The 17059-nt window shown below is 46.7% G+C and carries 18 protein-coding genes and 2 riboswitches; of the genes, 9 read left to right on the top strand and 9 right to left on the bottom strand.

Going from position 1 to position 17059, the window contains the following annotated elements; all coding sequences use genetic code 11:
• Window positions 1-9: 9 nt before the first annotated feature.
• From ACXAJH_RS03980 to ACXAJH_RS03965, 4 genes are read right to left on the bottom strand one after another with little or no spacing between them, the layout of a single operon-like run.
• Window positions 10-789, bottom strand: coding sequence for an energy-coupling factor transporter transmembrane component T family protein (locus ACXAJH_RS03980; protein ID WP_474968781.1), 780 nt, complete (start codon window positions 787-789; stop codon window positions 10-12).
• Window positions 770-2401: an ABC transporter ATP-binding protein gene (locus ACXAJH_RS03975; protein ID WP_474968780.1), complete on the bottom strand. Its 1632-nt coding sequence runs from the start codon at window positions 2399-2401 to the stop codon at window positions 770-772. The genes ACXAJH_RS03980 and ACXAJH_RS03975 overlap by 20 nt, the downstream gene beginning before the upstream one ends.
• Entirely contained in the window at window positions 2401-2979 is a 579-nt protein-coding gene (locus ACXAJH_RS03970; RefSeq protein ID WP_474992131.1) for an ECF transporter S component, read from the bottom strand. The genes ACXAJH_RS03975 and ACXAJH_RS03970 overlap by 1 nt, the downstream gene beginning before the upstream one ends.
• The gene (locus ACXAJH_RS03965; RefSeq protein ID WP_474993129.1) at window positions 2976-3578 is read right to left on the bottom strand and encodes a YkoF family thiamine/hydroxymethylpyrimidine-binding protein; all 603 of its coding nucleotides are present in this window, start codon (window positions 3576-3578) and stop codon (window positions 2976-2978) included. Before ACXAJH_RS03965 ends, ACXAJH_RS03970 begins: the two co-directional genes overlap by 4 nt.
• 362 nt (window positions 3579-3940) lie before the next feature.
• Window positions 3941-4041, bottom strand: a riboswitch (TPP riboswitch).
• A 218-nt stretch (window positions 4042-4259) separates the two neighbouring features.
• Between ACXAJH_RS03965 and ACXAJH_RS03960 the strand changes: the two genes are divergently transcribed.
• Window positions 4260-5189, top strand: a complete 930-nt coding sequence (locus tag ACXAJH_RS03960) for a hypothetical protein (protein ID WP_474993127.1) — start codon at window positions 4260-4262, stop codon at window positions 5187-5189.
• A 324-nt stretch (window positions 5190-5513) separates the two neighbouring features.
• On the opposite strand, the gene ACXAJH_RS03955 is transcribed toward ACXAJH_RS03960, so the two are convergent.
• Together ACXAJH_RS03955 and ACXAJH_RS03950 are read right to left on the bottom strand one after the other, a co-directional pair.
• Window positions 5514-5744 carry a hypothetical protein gene (locus tag ACXAJH_RS03955; RefSeq protein WP_027954522.1) on the bottom strand — a complete coding sequence of 77 codons (231 nt, stop codon included), beginning with the start codon at window positions 5742-5744 and terminating at the stop codon, window positions 5514-5516.
• Between the two features lie 198 nt (window positions 5745-5942).
• A complete protein-coding gene (locus tag ACXAJH_RS03950; protein WP_474968776.1) occupies window positions 5943-6491 on the bottom strand; it encodes a DUF420 domain-containing protein in 549 nt (182 codons plus the stop codon).
• Window positions 6492-6660: 169 nt separating this feature from the next.
• On the opposite strand from ACXAJH_RS03950, the gene ACXAJH_RS03945 reads away from it, so the two are divergent.
• Window positions 6661-7086 (top strand): RDD family protein, encoded by a 426-nt coding sequence (locus ACXAJH_RS03945; protein ID WP_474968775.1) that lies wholly within the window; start codon window positions 6661-6663, stop codon window positions 7084-7086.
• A gap of 51 nt (window positions 7087-7137) precedes the next feature.
• Here ACXAJH_RS03945 and ACXAJH_RS03940 read toward each other — a convergent pair whose 3' ends face one another.
• On the bottom strand, window positions 7138-8796 hold the full coding sequence (locus tag ACXAJH_RS03940) for an N-acetylmuramoyl-L-alanine amidase (protein WP_474993126.1): 1659 nt from the start codon (window positions 8794-8796) through the stop codon (window positions 7138-7140).
• Between the two features lie 155 nt (window positions 8797-8951).
• Between ACXAJH_RS03940 and ACXAJH_RS03935 the strand changes: the two genes are divergently transcribed.
• The 5 genes from ACXAJH_RS03935 (at window position 8952) to ACXAJH_RS03915 (ending at window position 13283) form a co-directional block, all read left to right on the top strand.
• Window positions 8952-10166, top strand: coding sequence for an EAL domain-containing protein (locus tag ACXAJH_RS03935; RefSeq protein WP_474968773.1), 1215 nt, complete (start codon window positions 8952-8954; stop codon window positions 10164-10166).
• A 147-nt stretch (window positions 10167-10313) separates the two neighbouring features.
• A complete protein-coding gene (locus ACXAJH_RS03930; protein ID WP_474968772.1) occupies window positions 10314-10712 on the top strand; it encodes an ectoine synthase in 399 nt (132 codons plus the stop codon).
• A gap of 69 nt (window positions 10713-10781) precedes the next feature.
• Window positions 10782-11243, top strand: a complete 462-nt coding sequence (locus ACXAJH_RS03925) for a hypothetical protein (protein ID WP_474993125.1) — start codon at window positions 10782-10784, stop codon at window positions 11241-11243.
• 128 nt (window positions 11244-11371) lie between these two features.
• A complete protein-coding gene (locus ACXAJH_RS03920) occupies window positions 11372-11953 on the top strand; it encodes a GNAT family N-acetyltransferase (RefSeq protein ID WP_474993124.1) in 582 nt (193 codons plus the stop codon).
• Window positions 11946-13283, top strand: a complete 1338-nt coding sequence (locus tag ACXAJH_RS03915) for an NAD(FAD)-utilizing dehydrogenase (protein ID WP_474968769.1) — start codon at window positions 11946-11948, stop codon at window positions 13281-13283. The genes ACXAJH_RS03920 and ACXAJH_RS03915 overlap by 8 nt, the downstream gene beginning before the upstream one ends.
• Window positions 13284-13509: 226 nt before the next feature.
• Here the strand turns inward: ACXAJH_RS03915 and ACXAJH_RS03910 are convergent, their stop codons facing one another.
• Window positions 13510-14571, bottom strand: coding sequence for an iron-containing alcohol dehydrogenase family protein (locus ACXAJH_RS03910; RefSeq protein WP_474993122.1), 1062 nt, complete (start codon window positions 14569-14571; stop codon window positions 13510-13512).
• Between the two features lie 97 nt (window positions 14572-14668).
• Window positions 14669-15016, bottom strand: a complete 348-nt coding sequence (locus ACXAJH_RS03905; RefSeq protein WP_474968767.1) for a carboxymuconolactone decarboxylase family protein — start codon at window positions 15014-15016, stop codon at window positions 14669-14671.
• Window positions 15017-15192: 176 nt separating this feature from the next.
• A riboswitch (SAM riboswitch) is annotated at window positions 15193-15294 on the top strand.
• Window positions 15295-15368: 74 nt separating this feature from the next.
• Here ACXAJH_RS03905 and ACXAJH_RS03900 point away from each other — a divergent pair.
• Window positions 15369-16412, top strand: coding sequence for a methionine ABC transporter ATP-binding protein (locus ACXAJH_RS03900; RefSeq protein WP_474968766.1), 1044 nt, complete (start codon window positions 15369-15371; stop codon window positions 16410-16412).
• Window positions 16369-17034, top strand: coding sequence for a methionine ABC transporter permease (locus ACXAJH_RS03895; protein WP_474993462.1), 666 nt, complete (start codon window positions 16369-16371; stop codon window positions 17032-17034). The genes ACXAJH_RS03900 and ACXAJH_RS03895 overlap by 44 nt, the downstream gene beginning before the upstream one ends.
• Window positions 17035-17059 lie beyond the last annotated feature (25 nt).

Here is a 17059-nt window from a genome sequence, read left to right as displayed (position 1 = left end):
GACATGGATTTAAAACTGGCCGTTGTACCATTGGAAATAGTCTAAGTGAATAGACAGAACGATCAATGCCCCCAGCACCGTAAACATGAGTAGAGGAAACCCCCAGTCCTTTGCGCTGATTTTCATCGGTCTGTAAAACGTACGTGACCGTTCCCCCGTAAATCCTTTGGACTCCATGGCAGCAGCTGTTCGTTCTGCTTTTCTGACAGCGCCTGCCAAAAGAGGGATGGAATAGCGCTGCAACTGTTTAAACTTTCCTTTGAGCGATTTGGATTCTGTGACTCCTCGTATGCGGTGGGCCGCCCGGATCTGATCGAATTCTTCTTTCATCATTGGAAGGAAACGGTATCCTGCCATCAGACCATATGCAAGCTTGGGAGGCAGTTTCAGTTGTTGAATGAGGCTTAATATGAAATGAACCATGTTTGTCGTAAATACAAACAAAAGAGATAAGGCGGCAAAGGCCATTACACGAAAGGAAAGCGCCAGAGCCATCAATAAGTCTTCTTTTGGGAACAGAAACCCAGCAAGGCGGATAGTCTCGTCGGGACTTGCTGGTGCATCGGCAAAGGCAATGGTCGTCCACAGCATGCCGAAGGCGAATACGGTGAACGCGGAGAGGTATAGGACATATACTCGTTTCCGAAACCTGCCGAAAATCAGTGTCAAAGCGATTGTAAATCCTGTGAAGACGAAAGGGGTTACAGGATCGAATAAGAAGGCGAGTACAAAGACGAGTCCGATTATCGTGCAGGCTTTCATGGCAGGATTAAGAGTATGAAGGGACATGAAAGCGGCTCCTTTCTATTAATAATCGATTCAGTTGAACAGGAAGGGGAGGTTCAACAGGCCAATCCGGAAGTCGGTTATCGTTCCAAAGATGTTCTGGGAGACCATCGTAAGCGATCCTTCCTTGTTCCATCACAATCACCCTTGTCGCATATTGGTGAACAAGCTCCATATCATGTGTGATCATCAATAAGGTGGTCCCTTGTTGAAAGCGCTGCTCAAGCAGAGCCATCAGTTGTTGGGTCGAGACCGCATCCTGACCGAAAGTCGGTTCATCCAGCAAAAGAAGCGATTGATTTTCCACGATCATCGTGGCCACGCTTAAACGGCGTTTCTGCCCCTGACTTAACTGATAAGGATGATGCCTGTCTAATCCATTCAATCGGCACAGGGAGAGCAGATGTTCAACCTGCCGGCGTATTTCCAATTCGGGTGTTCCCCGCTGCCTTAAACTGAAAGCAATCTCCTCGAACACTTCATCGGTTACAAATTGGTGTTCCGGATTTTGAAAAACGTACCCCACCTGTGTCCGTAAGTTGTCCGCTCTCCATTTTTTCATGGATGTCCCTTTCCAAGTCACTGTGCCTCTGTCCGCCTTTGTGATGCCGGCCATTATTTTGGAAAGACTGGATTTTCCACTTCCATTCGCCCCTACCACAGCAATCCATTCTCCTTCATAAAGGGAGAGAGTGAGATCCTTTAAAATATGTTTCCACTGGACATCGGATAATTCCAAGAGCGCCTTTCCGCGTCTGTTCGGGTCACGAACATTTGATGGAACTTCAATGTTCCGCTGCGATAACTCCTCCAGGGTAAATGGATAGGGAGGAGGGCAGTCTTCGTCTATGCTGTACTGCACAGCATAGGGAAGCCGGATCCCCTGATTGTGGATGGCGCGGCCCTGGTTATTGATGACTTCTTTTAACGGCCCCTTTGTAAGAATCCCGCCATCGGAGTGGAGTACAATGACATGCTTGAGAAGTTCCAGCCATCCTTCCAATCTGTGTTCGATCACAATCAAGGTGAGACTTCTAGTTTTTTTTATGGAAGTCAGAATAGTAATGAAATCACGAGCAGACTGCGGATCCAGATTAGCTGTCGGTTCATCCAGGAGAAGGATGTCCGGCTCCATCACCAGCACACAGGCAAGGGCCAGTTTCTGCTTCTGTCCGCCGGACAAGTGATGGATGAACGATGTTTTTTTATCCAGTAGATTCACCTGTGCAAGGACATCATCTATTTTGTGTTCCATCTCCTCAGCAGGTACATGAAGGTTTTCTAAACCAAAGGCGATTTCATCCTCGACGGTCAGCATACAAAATTGAGTTTCGGGGTCTTGAAAAACACTTCCAACAGTTTTAGCCAGCTCTCCCGGTTTGAAGTCGCTTGTTGAACGTCCGTAAATGGCAGCACGCCCATTCATCTCGCCATCCAAATCCTCCGGGTAAAGCCCGTTTATACATTGGACAAGCGAGCTTTTTCCTGAACCGCTCGGGCCAAGGATGAGGGTGTCCTGTTCGTTTTCGATGGAGAGGGTGATATCCGTCAATACGGTTTTTTCATTTTCTTCATACGTAAGCGTCAGGTTTTCCAATTGTACAGCCGTCTTCATCAGGAAGCCTTCTTCTTTCTTAATTCCCGCCCGAGAGCAAAACTGGAAAGGACGCCGGTACGGGCAAGTCCGTCAGCCACGGCTTTACCCAATACTCCGGAAATCACAGCGCCGCTGACCATACGGACAATCAGCATGGCAGCGACGTATCCACCACTTAACGCAGCGTATCCAGATTGGAAATACCCCCATGCGAAACTGAAAACGGCAGCCATCACGCCGGCGAGCATGAGTACAGAAAGATGATAAGACCGGTAACGCGTCAGAGCAAACGCACTTTCCGCTCCGAGTCCCTGAATCATTCCCGTTAGAATCAATAGGGGACCGGAAGCATTCCCGAGCAGAACTTCAATTGTCGCTGCGATGGTTTCAGAGAGAAAAGCTGCGCCCGGGCGGCGTAAAATATAGGCGGCAATGATGGATACGATAAACCAGATACCAAAGATAAAATCATATCCGATTGGACCAAAGAGACCTGAGAGAAGTTTTCCAACAGGCAGGAAAGCGAGATAGACGACAGCGAAAACGACGGACAAGACAGATAGAACAACGATTTCTTTGAGTTTCCAGTTTTTCATAAGATGCCCCCCCTGGAGGAAGGGCTGTTGACCGACACCGATACAGTCATGACGGTGTGAGACGACCCTGAAGCTTCTGTCTCACGGAAAACGTTTTCCAACCCTTCGAAAACCGTATGGGTATCTCCGTCAAGTCTTGTAGAATAGTGGGCGGGCGTCACTTGGATGCCCTTCGATTTCATCGCTTCAATCTGCTTGTATATTGTATCCATATAACTGTCCCCTCCCATTGGATAGAGCGAAAACTTAGCTGCTAATGGCTGGGTAATCGAGCGGGAAGTGTCTTCATTCCTCCGTTGCAGGGATTCAGCCAAATACGTGTCTCCAGCCGAGTCTCCCGGGCAACCGATTGAATAAGTCGCATGAAAAGCCGCATGAACACCTTCTTTGGAGACATGAAGAAGGATAGCCTTTGTCACATCAAAAATATGTTCCATCCGCCCCCGTACCGTCGTAGAGACATCATCGGTATCGAGCCATACTTTAGATGTATCCACTTCCTTTAAGCTTTCCAGAATTATACCCGCAAACTCATCACTCATCGGATGTATGGAAAACGAACACCCGGCAATTTTCGATGTACCACAAACTTGATTCATCCATCATTCCTCCTTTTTTTAAACACAAAGCTCTGTTAAAGTCTGTTGTTGTTATTTCAAACGAGTACTAAATCGTCTCCGTCTGGAATTAGGGGTCCGGCCCGTTGTTTACTCAGAGCATGGGATGGCAGGGAAAACCGTCCGCTTTCCGCGGGGAACGAAGTTTGAGGAGGCTCACGGTACCCCGTGGGAAGGGAGTCATTCCCAAGGCCGCCTCCTGCAAATCCCATGACAGAAAGGGGTGATAGGAGCTCACATGTTAAATAACAACACCAAGCAATAACAGAGCCAAACACAAAAAAACTGCATCCCATGGGAATGCAGTCCGTTGATCGATGAATAAAACCTGTAAAGGCCTGATTGATAGAACGGCTGCACTTCCCCACGCTAGTATTATCTAGTTCGGGTGCCAAGGGTCGGATCATCCTCTCAGCCGCTCGCAGCAGCTCCCCTAGTGCCTCATATGTATACAGTTTTTTGTATTGACTCTATCGTAGCGGATGTTGGAATATTTGTAAATGTTTATTCTCCTTTTTATGAATACGAATGATAGAGTTCATTTTCAAAATCTTCCAATCGTGATACGCTGAAGATAATAGAATCTGTCATATCTTGAGTGGAATAAAAGAGTCGGACAATCAGAAGACAAGGGATACCATCAATGGGAAGGGGAAGACAGATATGAACACTCACATGAATCGCACAAGCAGGTGGATGAAGCGGTATGCACGTCCATTGGAAGCAGCCAGATGGGAAGCACTTTTTGAGAGAGGTCCTAAAGAAAAAGTCCTCGTATACTTGAGTGCGTTCCAAAATGAAGATGGAGGTTTTGGTCACGGAATTGAGCCGGATTTTCAACTTCCAGCTTCGTCTCCAATGGCCACATGGGCAGCTTCCCAAGTGCTTGCTGAATTGAATGTATCTTCCAAAGAGCCGCTGCTTCAACAGATGGTTTCCTACCTCCTTCGCTCATACGATCGTCAATCAGGGATGTGGCCTTCGGTTATTCCTGAAGTCAACCATTTTCCTCATGCGCCCTGGTGGTCGTGGAGGGAAGGGGTGCAGTCCAACTGGATGTTTAACCCGGGGGCGGAATTGGCCGGTTTTCTCATCGACTGCTCTCAAAGGGATACAGAAGCCTGGAAAACGGGTGTGGCTGGAGCCGTTAAAGCTGTTGAACATTTGATGAGTGTCAGTGAGATGGATTTCCACGAATGGCAGTGTTTTCAAAATCTACTAATCTCCCTGGACAAGCATAAAGGACTCGTCCATAATCAAATGCCTTACGGGCTTGATCAGGTGCAGTCCCACCTTCTTACGTTAGGCGAGAACTGTTTCAGTCAGGATCCTTCGGAATGGGGAAGTGGGTACGGTGCGCTTCCGACTGACATAATATCGTCCCCACAGCATCCGTTGTATGCTAAATACAAACCTTTAGTTTTGGAAAACATCCGTTATTATTTGAAAACGCTGAAGGAAGAAGGCATCTGGGATATCAGCTGGGACTGGGGAGACGGAACAAAAGCTTTTGCTGCAGCTGAACAACAGTGGAAAGGAATTACGGCGGTTCAGCGTTGGAAAATTATCCATGCTTTTCAAGGGGAATGGTAAAACGGAAGAGAGGCTGTAGCGCCTCTGTCGGACGTAGATGTTGGAAAAAGAGAGGTTATTGGGATCCTGTTTGCTTTACTGAACAGCAAGTGCTGGTTTTGTGGTCATCCTTGTCCATGAGGTGAACGTCCATGTGACCGGGAGTATTGGTGTCGATGTTATTGATGGCTGAATCAAACAGTGTTTTACAAGCGTCTGCTCAGTGGATGACCTGAAGGAGACACCCCTCGTTTAAACCTGACCACTTTTCGTGAATTATCTTTTTCCCTGAATATAAAGGAATAAAGAAAACCGGGATACATGTGTTATGTATCCCGGTTATTTTTATGGCTTAAATAATCTTAGTTTTAAGTTGTCTTCATTCTGAGAGCAGTCCAGATAAGGAAGTTTTTCATAAGGATAGTACCGCACAGTTGTCGGGTTCATATCAAGCAGGCCGAATAGTTCCTTCATATCCGTAATCCGGTTCAATTGAATGAGCGTATCTTTCCCTGCGAACGATTGGAATCTTGCAGACGTAAATCCTTCTTCCTTGATAAAGTTAAGAATGTCCATTAGTTAGTCTCCTTATGGCCGTAAGCTGGTTGGACATGTGCTCATTATATTTTCATAGACGTAACCGGATTCAATCCCTACCGGCTGTTATTCTACAATAACAAATATCTCGGGAAATAGCCAACTTTTCCCGTTTACTTATTGTTTTTGTAATATAAAAAAGAAAAAAGCCACGTATCCAAAGACACGTGACTCGTTTTAGTAATAAGGAGAAATCATTAAATAGACAACGACGCCTGTCAAACTGACATAAAGCCAGATCGGCATCGTCCAGCGGGCGATTTTCCTATGTTTATCCACTTTCATTGCCAGACCTCTGAACAGTGTTAACAGGGCAAGGGGTACAATAAGTGCGGCCAGCACAATGTGGGTGATCAGAATAAAGTAATAAATACCTGCCACCAGACCCTCGCCGCCGAAGGACGTTGATTCAGACATGGAATGGTACGTGAGATATGAAACTAAAAACAATGCTGTTGTTGTAAAGGCAGCAAAAATGAATCGTTTATGCCACGTAATATTCTTTCGGATAATCATGAATAAAGCCGCCAGCAGAAACACGAATGTGAAGGAATTGAATACGGCATTAAGTAATGGGAGCAGTGTAATGTCAAAGCTGGTCTCGCTTCCAATTTCCGGGAGGAACAACAAGGCCACGACAATTAGATTGATAGCAATGGACAATCCAACCACCCATGGTACATAATTAAAATCTTTTTTTATTTCCAAAGTAAAACCCCATCTCATAATAGACTGCAGGAATAGTATATAAAAAATCCGCTTGAAAATCATCTCATGATGTCGAACGTTAACGAAACTGTCACTTCATGATGGCTTACAAGCGTGACAAAAGACGGAATAATGGGCTGACCTTTTCCGGAAAGAATCCATAGGATACGTACAAGGAGGGAAGATTATGCGCCCGAAGTACTTGTTTTTGAAATTTCTGGGATTTGGCGGGGAGCTGCTCCTATCCGGAACAGGGGCTGCTCTATACACGTATCTAGAGGACACCGGGAGGGGATTTGATCCCAACCCTGTATTCTGGCAGGCCTTTATCACGATCCATCTGACCATGTTGATAGTTCTGCCATTATTCTTACAGGGGAGAACGTTAGGCATGCTGCTGACAAATATGTCTGTCGTTTCGACGCATGGAGGAAGCCCCCATGTGTTTCAATCCATGATAAGAGCTGTTCTTGGATTCGGCCCGGTTCTGTTGACCAATGGATGGTGGCTGTTTGTCTCTGCTGCAACATCCGTATTGGATAAAAAAGGACGGAGCTGGGGGGAACTCATATCCTTTACAATGATGAAGCCAAAAGAACCTAAAGAGAAGTAATGTTTCTGTATTCAATCGAAAAACCGGTTCCTGTAAGGCAGCCGGTTCTATTTATTGGTTTAAATCTTGAATGAGTGTTTGCAGGGTCTGCTGCTGGGTTTCTATAGACTTCCGTGTGTATTCGGCCATTCGTTGATAGATTGATAAAATAAGCTGGCCATACTGATCACCAGGTACAGCCCATTTTCCATTCAACGCGGTCCATGTGCGGGCGCTTCCCCGTGCAACAAGTTCGAATCGTGGATCTACAATCTTCACCCCCTCAGGAATATAATCGCTGGAAGCATAGGCATATAAGTGTTGAATCTGAGCGTGGACACCTTCTTCGGGTGTCGGAAAGGATGCCCCGGCCACTCCACCACCTACAGCACCAATACCTGCAAAATTATTCTGATCTCTCTGTACATCGCCGGTGAAACGGAAATAGTTCGTTTCATGCACGGCCTGGGCAAACGCAATATCCCCTCGTATGCCGTAAAGGTTTCCGTATACCATATAGTACTGACCAAGCTCTGGAGCACCGGGATAGACCGAACGGACAAATTGGTCAAGCTGACAACCGTCAATCACACTCTGCCCAAGAATGGTCCACTTGTCTTCCTGTGTTTCGGGGGCAGGTGAATCTGGTGCGGCTGGGAAATCAGAACCCGACCAGATGAAGGCGTCGATGATACCGAACGACTTCAATTGATGCACAAGAGCTTTGGCATGATCCATTTCTTGAAAAGCGCCGGCTTGAACCCGGTAATAGGTGAGGCCGCCGATATCTAAAGTGGTGATAAACGAGGATAATCCGGCAGCGGTAAGCCGGTTCATCCGTTCCTCGGCATTTTTCCTTTCTCGGAACGATCCGGCAATGACCCGGTACAGATCATCTTCCGGCACAGGGGATTCGGATTTGTCTGTTCCGGCGAGGATATACGCGTCTGCGATCCCTATCCGCTTTAATTGGTCTATCTGTGATTTGGCATTTATTTCCTTGGAGAAAGCTCCTGTTTGAACCCGGTAATAGACCCCGCCTGAGATGGAGGCAGGCACAATAAAAGCAGCAAAACCGTTTTGAAATAAAAATTCGGTTCGTTGTTCTGCGTTTTCTCTGCTTTGGAAAGCTCCAGCCATCACTTTGTATAACGTGGAACTCTCAGTCGCTGCGGTGCTGGAAAGCTTCGGCAGCTGTAGAGCTTTGGCTGTTCCTTCCGCGATAGCTCTGGATATGTCGTTGATGAACGCGGAGTTTCTCAGCAGGGACAGATCGTCGGGATGATCGACAAATAAGAGTTCGAGTAAAAGGGAACTCATTTGTGTTTCGCGGGTGACGAATAAGTTGGCTTGCTTCATGCCCCGGTTGTTCACGCTGTATTTTGAAGCTGTTTGATAAATCGTGTTATGGATGATGGACTGGTAAGCTTGAGTATTCAGAGCAAGAGTTCCGTTATAAATATAACTTTCAAATCCGCTTCCACCGGCGGCATTATTGTGGATCGATAGGAAGAAATCAGCGTTGGTGGAATTAGCAGCCGCCGTCCGCCTGCTCAAGGAAACCGTTACATCCGACGTTCTCGTCATGACAATTTCAACTTCATAATGCTCCGTAAGATAACGCTGGACGTTGAGGGCGATGGATAGGTTAAAGGTCTTTTCCTGATACCCTTGGTAAACGGCACCTGGATCTGTACCTCCGTGCCCCGGGTCAATGACAATGGTTTTCATATCAATCTTTCTCCTTTCAAGAATCTCTTTTAGTATATGAGTTTTCTTAGATGCTTGTATGGATGAAGCGGCAAAATCACCTTGTCAAACACATGCTTTAGCTGACTACGGCTTGTATTGTATAATAATAGAATGACATGAAAAGGAGGAGACTCATGGATCCACTGGATATTGTAGGGAACTTACATAGAATAAAGCCTGTCTTTCAACCGATTGTCAGTGCAATTAATCACGATGTGATCGGATATGAGGTGCTGGCCCGTTATAAAGAAAATCAGACGTGGGAGAGTCTTGGTCCCTTTTTCCATGATACGGACGTGCCGGAGGAATTCAAAGTGGAGGTCGATCAAGTCGTCCTCACTCAAGCGGTCCACATGATGATGGATAACAGAACAGAAGGTCTGCTGTTTATCAACCGCAATGCTAAGCAGCTGATGGTGAACAATGGGGATGATCTCCTGCAGTCGCTCCTTCAATTCAAGGACCAGGGATTTGACCTGAGTCGTATTGTCATTGAAGTGACTGAACATGATTTTGATGAAGACTTTGAAACCTTGAACCACCTTCTGCTGTATTTTAAAACGTACGGTATCCAGATTGCCGTGGATCATGTTGGAGCAAAGAGCTCGAATATCGACCGGATCAGACTTTTGGAACCCCATATTTTAAAAATTGATACAGGGATCATCCGCAGACAGGATGGAGATGCTTTTCAGGATATCATGTACTCGTTATCTATGCTCGCCCATCGGATCGGGGCGGCACTTTTATTTGAGAATATCGAGGATGATTTTCAATTGTATTTTGCCTGGAAGCACGGCAGCAGATTCTATCAGGGATATTACCTTGCCCACCCATCCTTCGACCCCATAGGTAAGGGGGCGCTGTCGGTGGATATCAAAGAACGGATGAGCGGCTTTGTACAGCGGGAAAAACGCCTGTTGGAAGATCGTCAGCAGTATGTGAAACATTGGGAAGCCAAGGTGAGACAGCTCCTGGCCAGGTGGGAAGGACCAAAGAAATCCGATGCGTTTATTGATGGGGTGACGGAGAAGTTTCACAATGAAAGCTTCCGTATGTTCATTTGCCACATGGACGGTCAACAAGTATCCTCCAACTTCCGTAAAAAAGAAGACGACTGGTTTATGGAAACGGATAAAAGAGGATCCAACTGGGCTTTCCGCCCGTATTTTCTGGAAAATGTGATGAAAATGAGGGAAACGCACGCCGGTCTTCTTTCGGACCTTTACTCGGATATTGAAACGAAAGAAATGGTCCGCACATTCAGCTTTCCATTAACCGACCAGCATTTTCTTTTCATTGATTTGAGATACGCCTATCTGTATGATCACGCATGTCTGCTTGCCTGAACAGCGGCACATTCCACTTCTCGCAGGAAGGCCTGAGGAACCATCGAAACATGGTACCTCAGGCCTGTTTTGTTTACAGAAAGAGAATGTGATGAAAGGGTCTACGTTGGTGTCTATGGAATAAAGTAAGGCAAGGAGGGATGGCAGATGAAAGTGAGAGCACTGGAAGATGTTGTTGGATCCAACAGGGAAGTGGATGGAGGGAACTGGATCAGCCGGCGTTTACTTGTTGCTGAAGATCATATGGGTTATTCTGTCAACGATACTGTAATCAGGGCGGGAACGGAAACGAAAATGTGGTATAAGCATCATCTCGAGTCGGTCTACTGTATAGAAGGGGAAGGCGAGGTCGTGACTGTTTCTGATCAAAGGACCTGGCCCATTCGCAAAAACACTTTATACGCCTTGGATCAGCATGATGAACACGTGCTCCGTGCCTTCACGGATATGCGGATGATCTGTGTGTTTAATCCACCTTTACAGGGGCGGGAAAAACACGATGCAGATGGTACGTATCCAGCAGATTCAAAACAAGGGAACCTTTGATGTAAGGGGTGTTTTCCTTTTCTGTATTTTTTTGGTAACCTAACAAAAAAGGCAGAAAGGGAGCATGTTATGGAAAAAGCGTTGGATGAAGAAAGCGTGGATCAAATTTCCACTCGGATGAAAAGCCGGAAATCCATGTGGTACAACTTTCTGATTATGGCCTCTCTGGTGGGGGTTTCTCAGCTTTTCTTTGAATCGGTGACTGGAATCATTTATCTAGCTGCCATGCTCTTTTTCGGGCTGTTTTTATATGAAACAACAATGGCACGTAAGACGAATGAACAATTATGGCAGATTTGGGAAGAGCGTTGGCTGGAACGGCCGTTTTTCTATAGTCTGCGCTCGTCATTTTCCCAATCGGCTCAAGTTTGGCTTCCGGCTATTGTTACTACGGATTTTTCCTGGGTTATGGCAGCTGTTCTCTCCGTGTTTAGTCTGGGGGTCGGTTTTTATTCCGGGTATCAAAGGTGGAAAGCCAAAAACCATTATTACCGTATCGCTGCAGGGAAGGGTAAAGCAGCGGTTTCATAAATGAATAAAAAGAGGAAGAAGGGGAAGGCCCTTCTTCCTCTTTTTATTTTATATAAGATGAATGTAAATCTTTTTTCAAAGAGGTTAACAGTCTGGTATTCTATTAGTGAGAAAGGGGAGAGGAAACCTTGGATCCTATACATATCGACGTTCCCTATGTGCTGCATACGAAACGCCTTCGTCTACGGAGGCCGGAGGCTGGAGACGGCCCGGCGGTTAATGAAGCTGTTCATCGGTCGGAACAGGAGTTGAAGCCGTGGCTTCCTTTTGTGCAGGAGATGCCTTCGATTGAAGATACAGAAAGCAATATCAGGCAGGCCCATGTAGATTTTATGGAAAGAAAAAAACTCCGGTATCTTGTTTTTCACAAGGAGAATGGAGCGTTTGTTGGGACGACTGGACTTCATACTATTGACTGGGATATTCCGAAGTTTGAAATCGGGTACTGGATCGACACCAAATGGAGTGGGCATGGGTATATGCAGGAAGCCGTGCGTGAAATAACGCGGCTGGCTCTTTATGATCTCGGTGGAGCGCGTGTAGAAATCCGATGTGAAAGGGAAAATGAAAAAAGCAGGCAGGTTCCCGAAAAACTTGGCTACCATCTTGAAGGAATGTTGCGTAATGATGATCGATCCGTGGATGGGAAACAGCTGACAGACACGTGTGTCTACGCAATACTTAAAGAGCGGAGGCAGGAACATGTATGATGTGACCATTGTCGGTGCTGGTGTAGCGGGAACATTTATGGCCTACACCCTTGTCCAGAAACACCCCGGACTTCAAGTGAAAGTCGTAGACGTAGGAAAACCGTTGAAAGAGAGATCCTGCGCACAGGGGCATGGACAACCTTGCACGTGCTCTGGAGCCTGCGATCAGTACATAGGCTTTGGCGGTCTTGGGAATTCAGAGGGAAAATTCAATTTTACCAACGCTTTTGGTGGAGAGCTTCCACGAAAAATCGGCGGAAAGGAAACCGCCCGCCTCATGAAAGAAGTGGACCGCATTCTAACCGGTTTTGGAGGAGACCGTGTGGACATGTATTCAACAGATAACGAGCATGTGAAAAGAAGGGCTGCTTGTGGTGACTTGACCGTTTTAACGACGGAGGTACGCCACCTTGGTACTTCCCTGTCGAAGGAGGTATTTCAAAACCTATATGAACACTTAGTCAATAAGCTTTCCTTTTCTTTTAACACCCATGTCAATTCCATTACACGGGTGGGTGAAGGTTTCCGTATCGTTACAGATTGTGAGGAGTTTCTAAGTCGAAAAGTTGTGCTTGCGACAGGAAACAGCGGCCGGGAGTGGTTCGCACGGATAACGGAACCGCTTGGCATCGAACCGAGGGAGACGCGGCTGGACCTGGGTATACGGTTGGAAATGCGGGGCGGCCAGCTGGATGCTCTCCTAAAAGAATCATTTGAAACGAAACTTTTGAAAAAAACGTCACGTTTTACGGCCTACACATACTGTATGAATCCCAAAGGCAGGATTATTCGAAAACATCAGCATGGACTTGTCATGCCTGATGGTCAGAATTCACGAGAACAAGGGGTGCCGGGAGAAAATTTGAATTTCACTTTGTTTGTCACCCGTTACTTTCCGAGTCTAAAGCAGGCGGTGGAAGAAGCATCACGCGTCATTGGAGGAATCAATCGTTCGAGGGGAAGAATCGTGGTCCAGCGTCTTGAAGATTTGAAAAAGGGAAAGGGGACGACTTCAATTCATGCAAACTCCGTGATTCCTTCTCTTTCCGCTGACGAAGGATCGCTGATAGAAGAAGTGCCACATATTTATATAGAGGCTCTCATCGAGTTCCTGACCTCTCTTGAAGCAGCGATAGGTGAACCGGTGGATCCTGACACGCTGCTTTATGGGCTTGATGCTAAATTTTACGAACCAGTTATTCCAACCAACAGGAATTTTGAAACGGACGTCCCGGGACTTTTTCTGGTCGGAGACTGCTCATCCGTCACTCATTCCTTGTCCCAGGCAGCGGCTAGTGGGATTTATGTCGGAGAGGTAATAGGAGGGTAAAGGAAACGACCGTTTTCCTTAGCCTTTAGAAAAAAACATATCTTTTCCTGGATCATACCTTCTCATCTGGATGTTCGCGTCCGGCTGACGGGTGGATGCCTGCCGCGGTCCCGGCCTGTGCTGACTTGGGCAGGAAATATAAATCGTTGTATGGAGTAGCTTCACTTGGGTATGCTCTTCTATACCAAGGAACAAGAAGATTGAAAATGGTTAACCGCATCAGCGGTTAACCATTTTCAATCTGGGTCATCGCTTCCTCCACTTGAGCGGCATCCATGACGTTCATTAATCGGATGGATTCCCCCGGTTTTACAGCATGCTCCGCTGTTATGGAGATGGCTTCTGCCTTGTTGGTCAAGTTGAAGTCATCGAGGGTTACCGGCAGGTTCATCTCCTGGTAATAAGGGGTGAGTGCTTCAATTTCATCAAAGCGGCCTTCCAGAGCAAGCTGGACGAGAATACCATAAGCCACTTTTTCTCCGTGAAGGAAAGCGTGGGTTTCCGGTACTTTGGTCAAGCCGTTATGGATTGAATGGGCTCCGGCGATTCTTCCATAACTATCCCCGTATCCACCGACCATACCGCCAGCCATAATAATGGTTTCCACAACTCTCATGAGGGCAGGTATGACGGCTTGCTGACGAACGGCTTCCACAGCTTCTGTACCATCTTGTATGAGAACATCCCTGCATAATCCGGCCGCGTGCAGCGCAATGTCTACGGAAATCGGTTTGGAGGCGAGAGACCTCGTGAGAACATCCGCTTCATACCATTTGGCGAGCGTATCGCCGATGCCGGCCCTGAGATAAGGTTCCGGGGCACGAACGAGCAGATCAGGCTCTACAAGCAGCATCCATGTACTACGTGGATAAATAATGTATTCCTCAAAATTCCCTTCATCATCGTAAAACACACTGAGCGGCGTCCAAGGTGCGCAGTTTGAGGCTAGTGTAGGAATGAGCACGACTGGAATATTCAATTGATCGGCACAGGCTTTTCCGAGATCAAGGACCTTTCCGCCTCCGATGCTGATCAAGACGTCACAGTCCCGCAGGGCTTCACTGAGACGCATGACCTCTTTATGGGAGCACTCCCCGTTATAGGCTTCCGATTGGACCGGCATCGTCAGCTTTGGAAAATAGGGCTGAGCAGCCTTCCACGACTGCTCACCGTGAATGATTCCTGCTTTTGCAAAGGCCTGGTTTTCCAACAATTCCGGTATATTCCTTAAAATTCCAGGCTCAGCTTTATAAATCGCAGGTGCTCCTTGTACAGTTACGTTTTTCATGGTTGATCACCTCTGGTAATGATATAGCCATCATTATCCAGATGACAGAATAATATGTCAATAACAAAACCGGGAGCAGGCCCCCCGGTTTTGCAGCTTAACGGTTTCGGAATTCCTGAAGAATGTTCAGACCTGTGGTGACGGCCTGACTCATGGCAGAGCCCCCGCCGTAAGCAGCTGATACACCCATCGTTTCATAAATTTCCTTGTCCGAACAATCTGCTTCGACGCACTGATCCATGTGATAGGCAATACTGGCTTCATCTCCATCTTTCACACTGATGGCAAGAGCCATTAAGTGCTTGGTACCTTTGCTGAGTTCTCCGTCTTCAAAGAACGAGCCGGTAAAGTGATTGTATTCTTTTGTGGCCTCCGGCAGGTGTTCGGTCAGGGTTTCAATGCCATTTCTATATTCTTTAAGCAGGTCTTCTCCTTGTTTGTTCATTCTTTCACTCTCCCTTTTCTTTGTTATTCCTTTTATTCCTTCCTCTTCCAGTCACTTAAACAACGTAATAGGCTTCCCGGCACATCCCTGTCCATTAATGAAATGTTGGGAAAATTGTTTACAAATGCAGAATGATGCGTTAAAGTTGTAAATCATAAACGAATAGCAACAACTAATTCTTATCAAGAGTGACTGAGGGAAAGGCCCGTAGACGTCACAGCAACCTTCCATGTGGAGTGGTGCTAAATCCGCCGGAATGATATTCCGGGAGATAAGAGTTTGGCTGATAGTTATGCGAAACTCTCTTCTTGATAAGGAAGAGAGTTTTTTTATTAGGTAAAGGAGGACGGTTATGATTTCCATCCAGGAGCTCAGTAAAATTTACACATCCAAGAAAAAACAGGTGATCGGGGTGGACAAGGTTTCTCTCGATATTCAGGAGGGGGAAATCTATGGAATCGTCGGATACAGTGGAGCTGGTAAGAGTACACTCCTCCGATGCATGAACATATTGGAACGCCCGACATCAGGAGAGGTTTATATCGATGGGATCGATCTGCTTTCTCTCTCCAAAAAGGACCTTAGAAAAGCACGACAGTCCATCGGCATGATTTTCCAGGGGTTCCACCTTGCTATGGGGAAAACGGTTTTGGAGAACGTGGCCTTTGCTTTGAAAGCGGCCGGTAAACCAAAACAGGAGCGCAATGATCGTGCCAGGCGTCTGTTGGAACTTGTAGGTCTTAGCGATAAAGCCGATCAGTACCCCGCTCAATTGAGTGGAGGGCAGAAGCAGCGGGTCAGTATTGCCCGGGCACTGGCCAACGATCCTAAAGTGCTGCTGTGCGATGAAGCAACTTCCGCACTCGATCCGAACACGACACAGTCGATCCTGAAACTATTAAAGAAAATCAACCGGGAGCTTGGACTGACCATTGTATTGATTACACACGAAATGGAAGTGGTGAAAGAAATCTGCGACCGTTGTGCGGTCATGGAAGAAGGAAAAGTGGTAGAACAGGGGGCGGCCTACGAAATTTTCGCCTCTCCTCAAAATGCTTTGACAAAGCGGTTTATTCGAACAGTGATCGATTTCCATGTTCCGGAAGAACTGCTGAAAAACAGCCGCGGCACCATTGTCCAGATGAAGTTTACCGGCGGACAGGCGGGAGATACGGTTGTGTCGGATCTGCTTCAGAACTATAAAATCAAGGGAAACATCCTGCATGGAAATGTGGATTATATACAGGAAAAAGCCCTCGGTACATTTGTTATGGAATTAACCGGTGACCCGCAGGAAGTCGGGAGAGCTGTGGAAAATCTGAAAACGATACTGGATGAAGTGGAGGTGCTGAATCATGATCGATCAGCTGATCAACCTGTGGCCCGAGCTGAATAAATCATTTATGGAAACATTGATCATGGTAGGGATCGGACTTGGCGTAGCCGTTATCGCCGGTCTGCCTCTGGGGTTGCTGCTATTTGTTACCGACCGTGACTTCTTTTTGGAAAACAAATGGATCAAAGGAGCTGTGGGCATTTTTGTAAACCTTGTCCGTTCCATTCCATTTATCATCCTGCTTGTGTTTTTATTCCCATTTACTAATTTTCTTTTAGGTACGACAACAGGACCGATTGCCGCCTCCGTTGCTTTATCGGCCGCAGCGATTCCTTTTTATGCAAGAATTGTAGAATCATCCGCCAGGGATATTGATAAAGGCGTCATAGAAGCGGCTATCGCATGTGGGGCTTCCCCATGGCTGATTATTAAAGATATCATTTTTCCTGAAATCAAGCCGGGCTTGATCAGTGGTTTAACGATAACAGCCATCAGCTTGATCGGGTATTCCGCAATGGCCGGCGCAATTGGCGGTGGAGGGATCGGCGACCTCGCCATCCGGTACGGGTATTACCGTTATGATAATTTCGTCATGTTTACAACGGTTATTGTGTTGATCGTCCTTGTTCAGGTAGTCCAGTACGCTGGGGATTTCCTGGCAAAAACAGTGAAAAAAAGTTAACCCAAGACGAAACGAAGTTCAGGAG

This window comes from Halobacillus sp. ABD4_316 (assembly GCF_056161385.1).
Note: the sequence above shows the minus strand (reverse complement) of the source record. Positions and strands in the feature narration are given on the sequence as shown.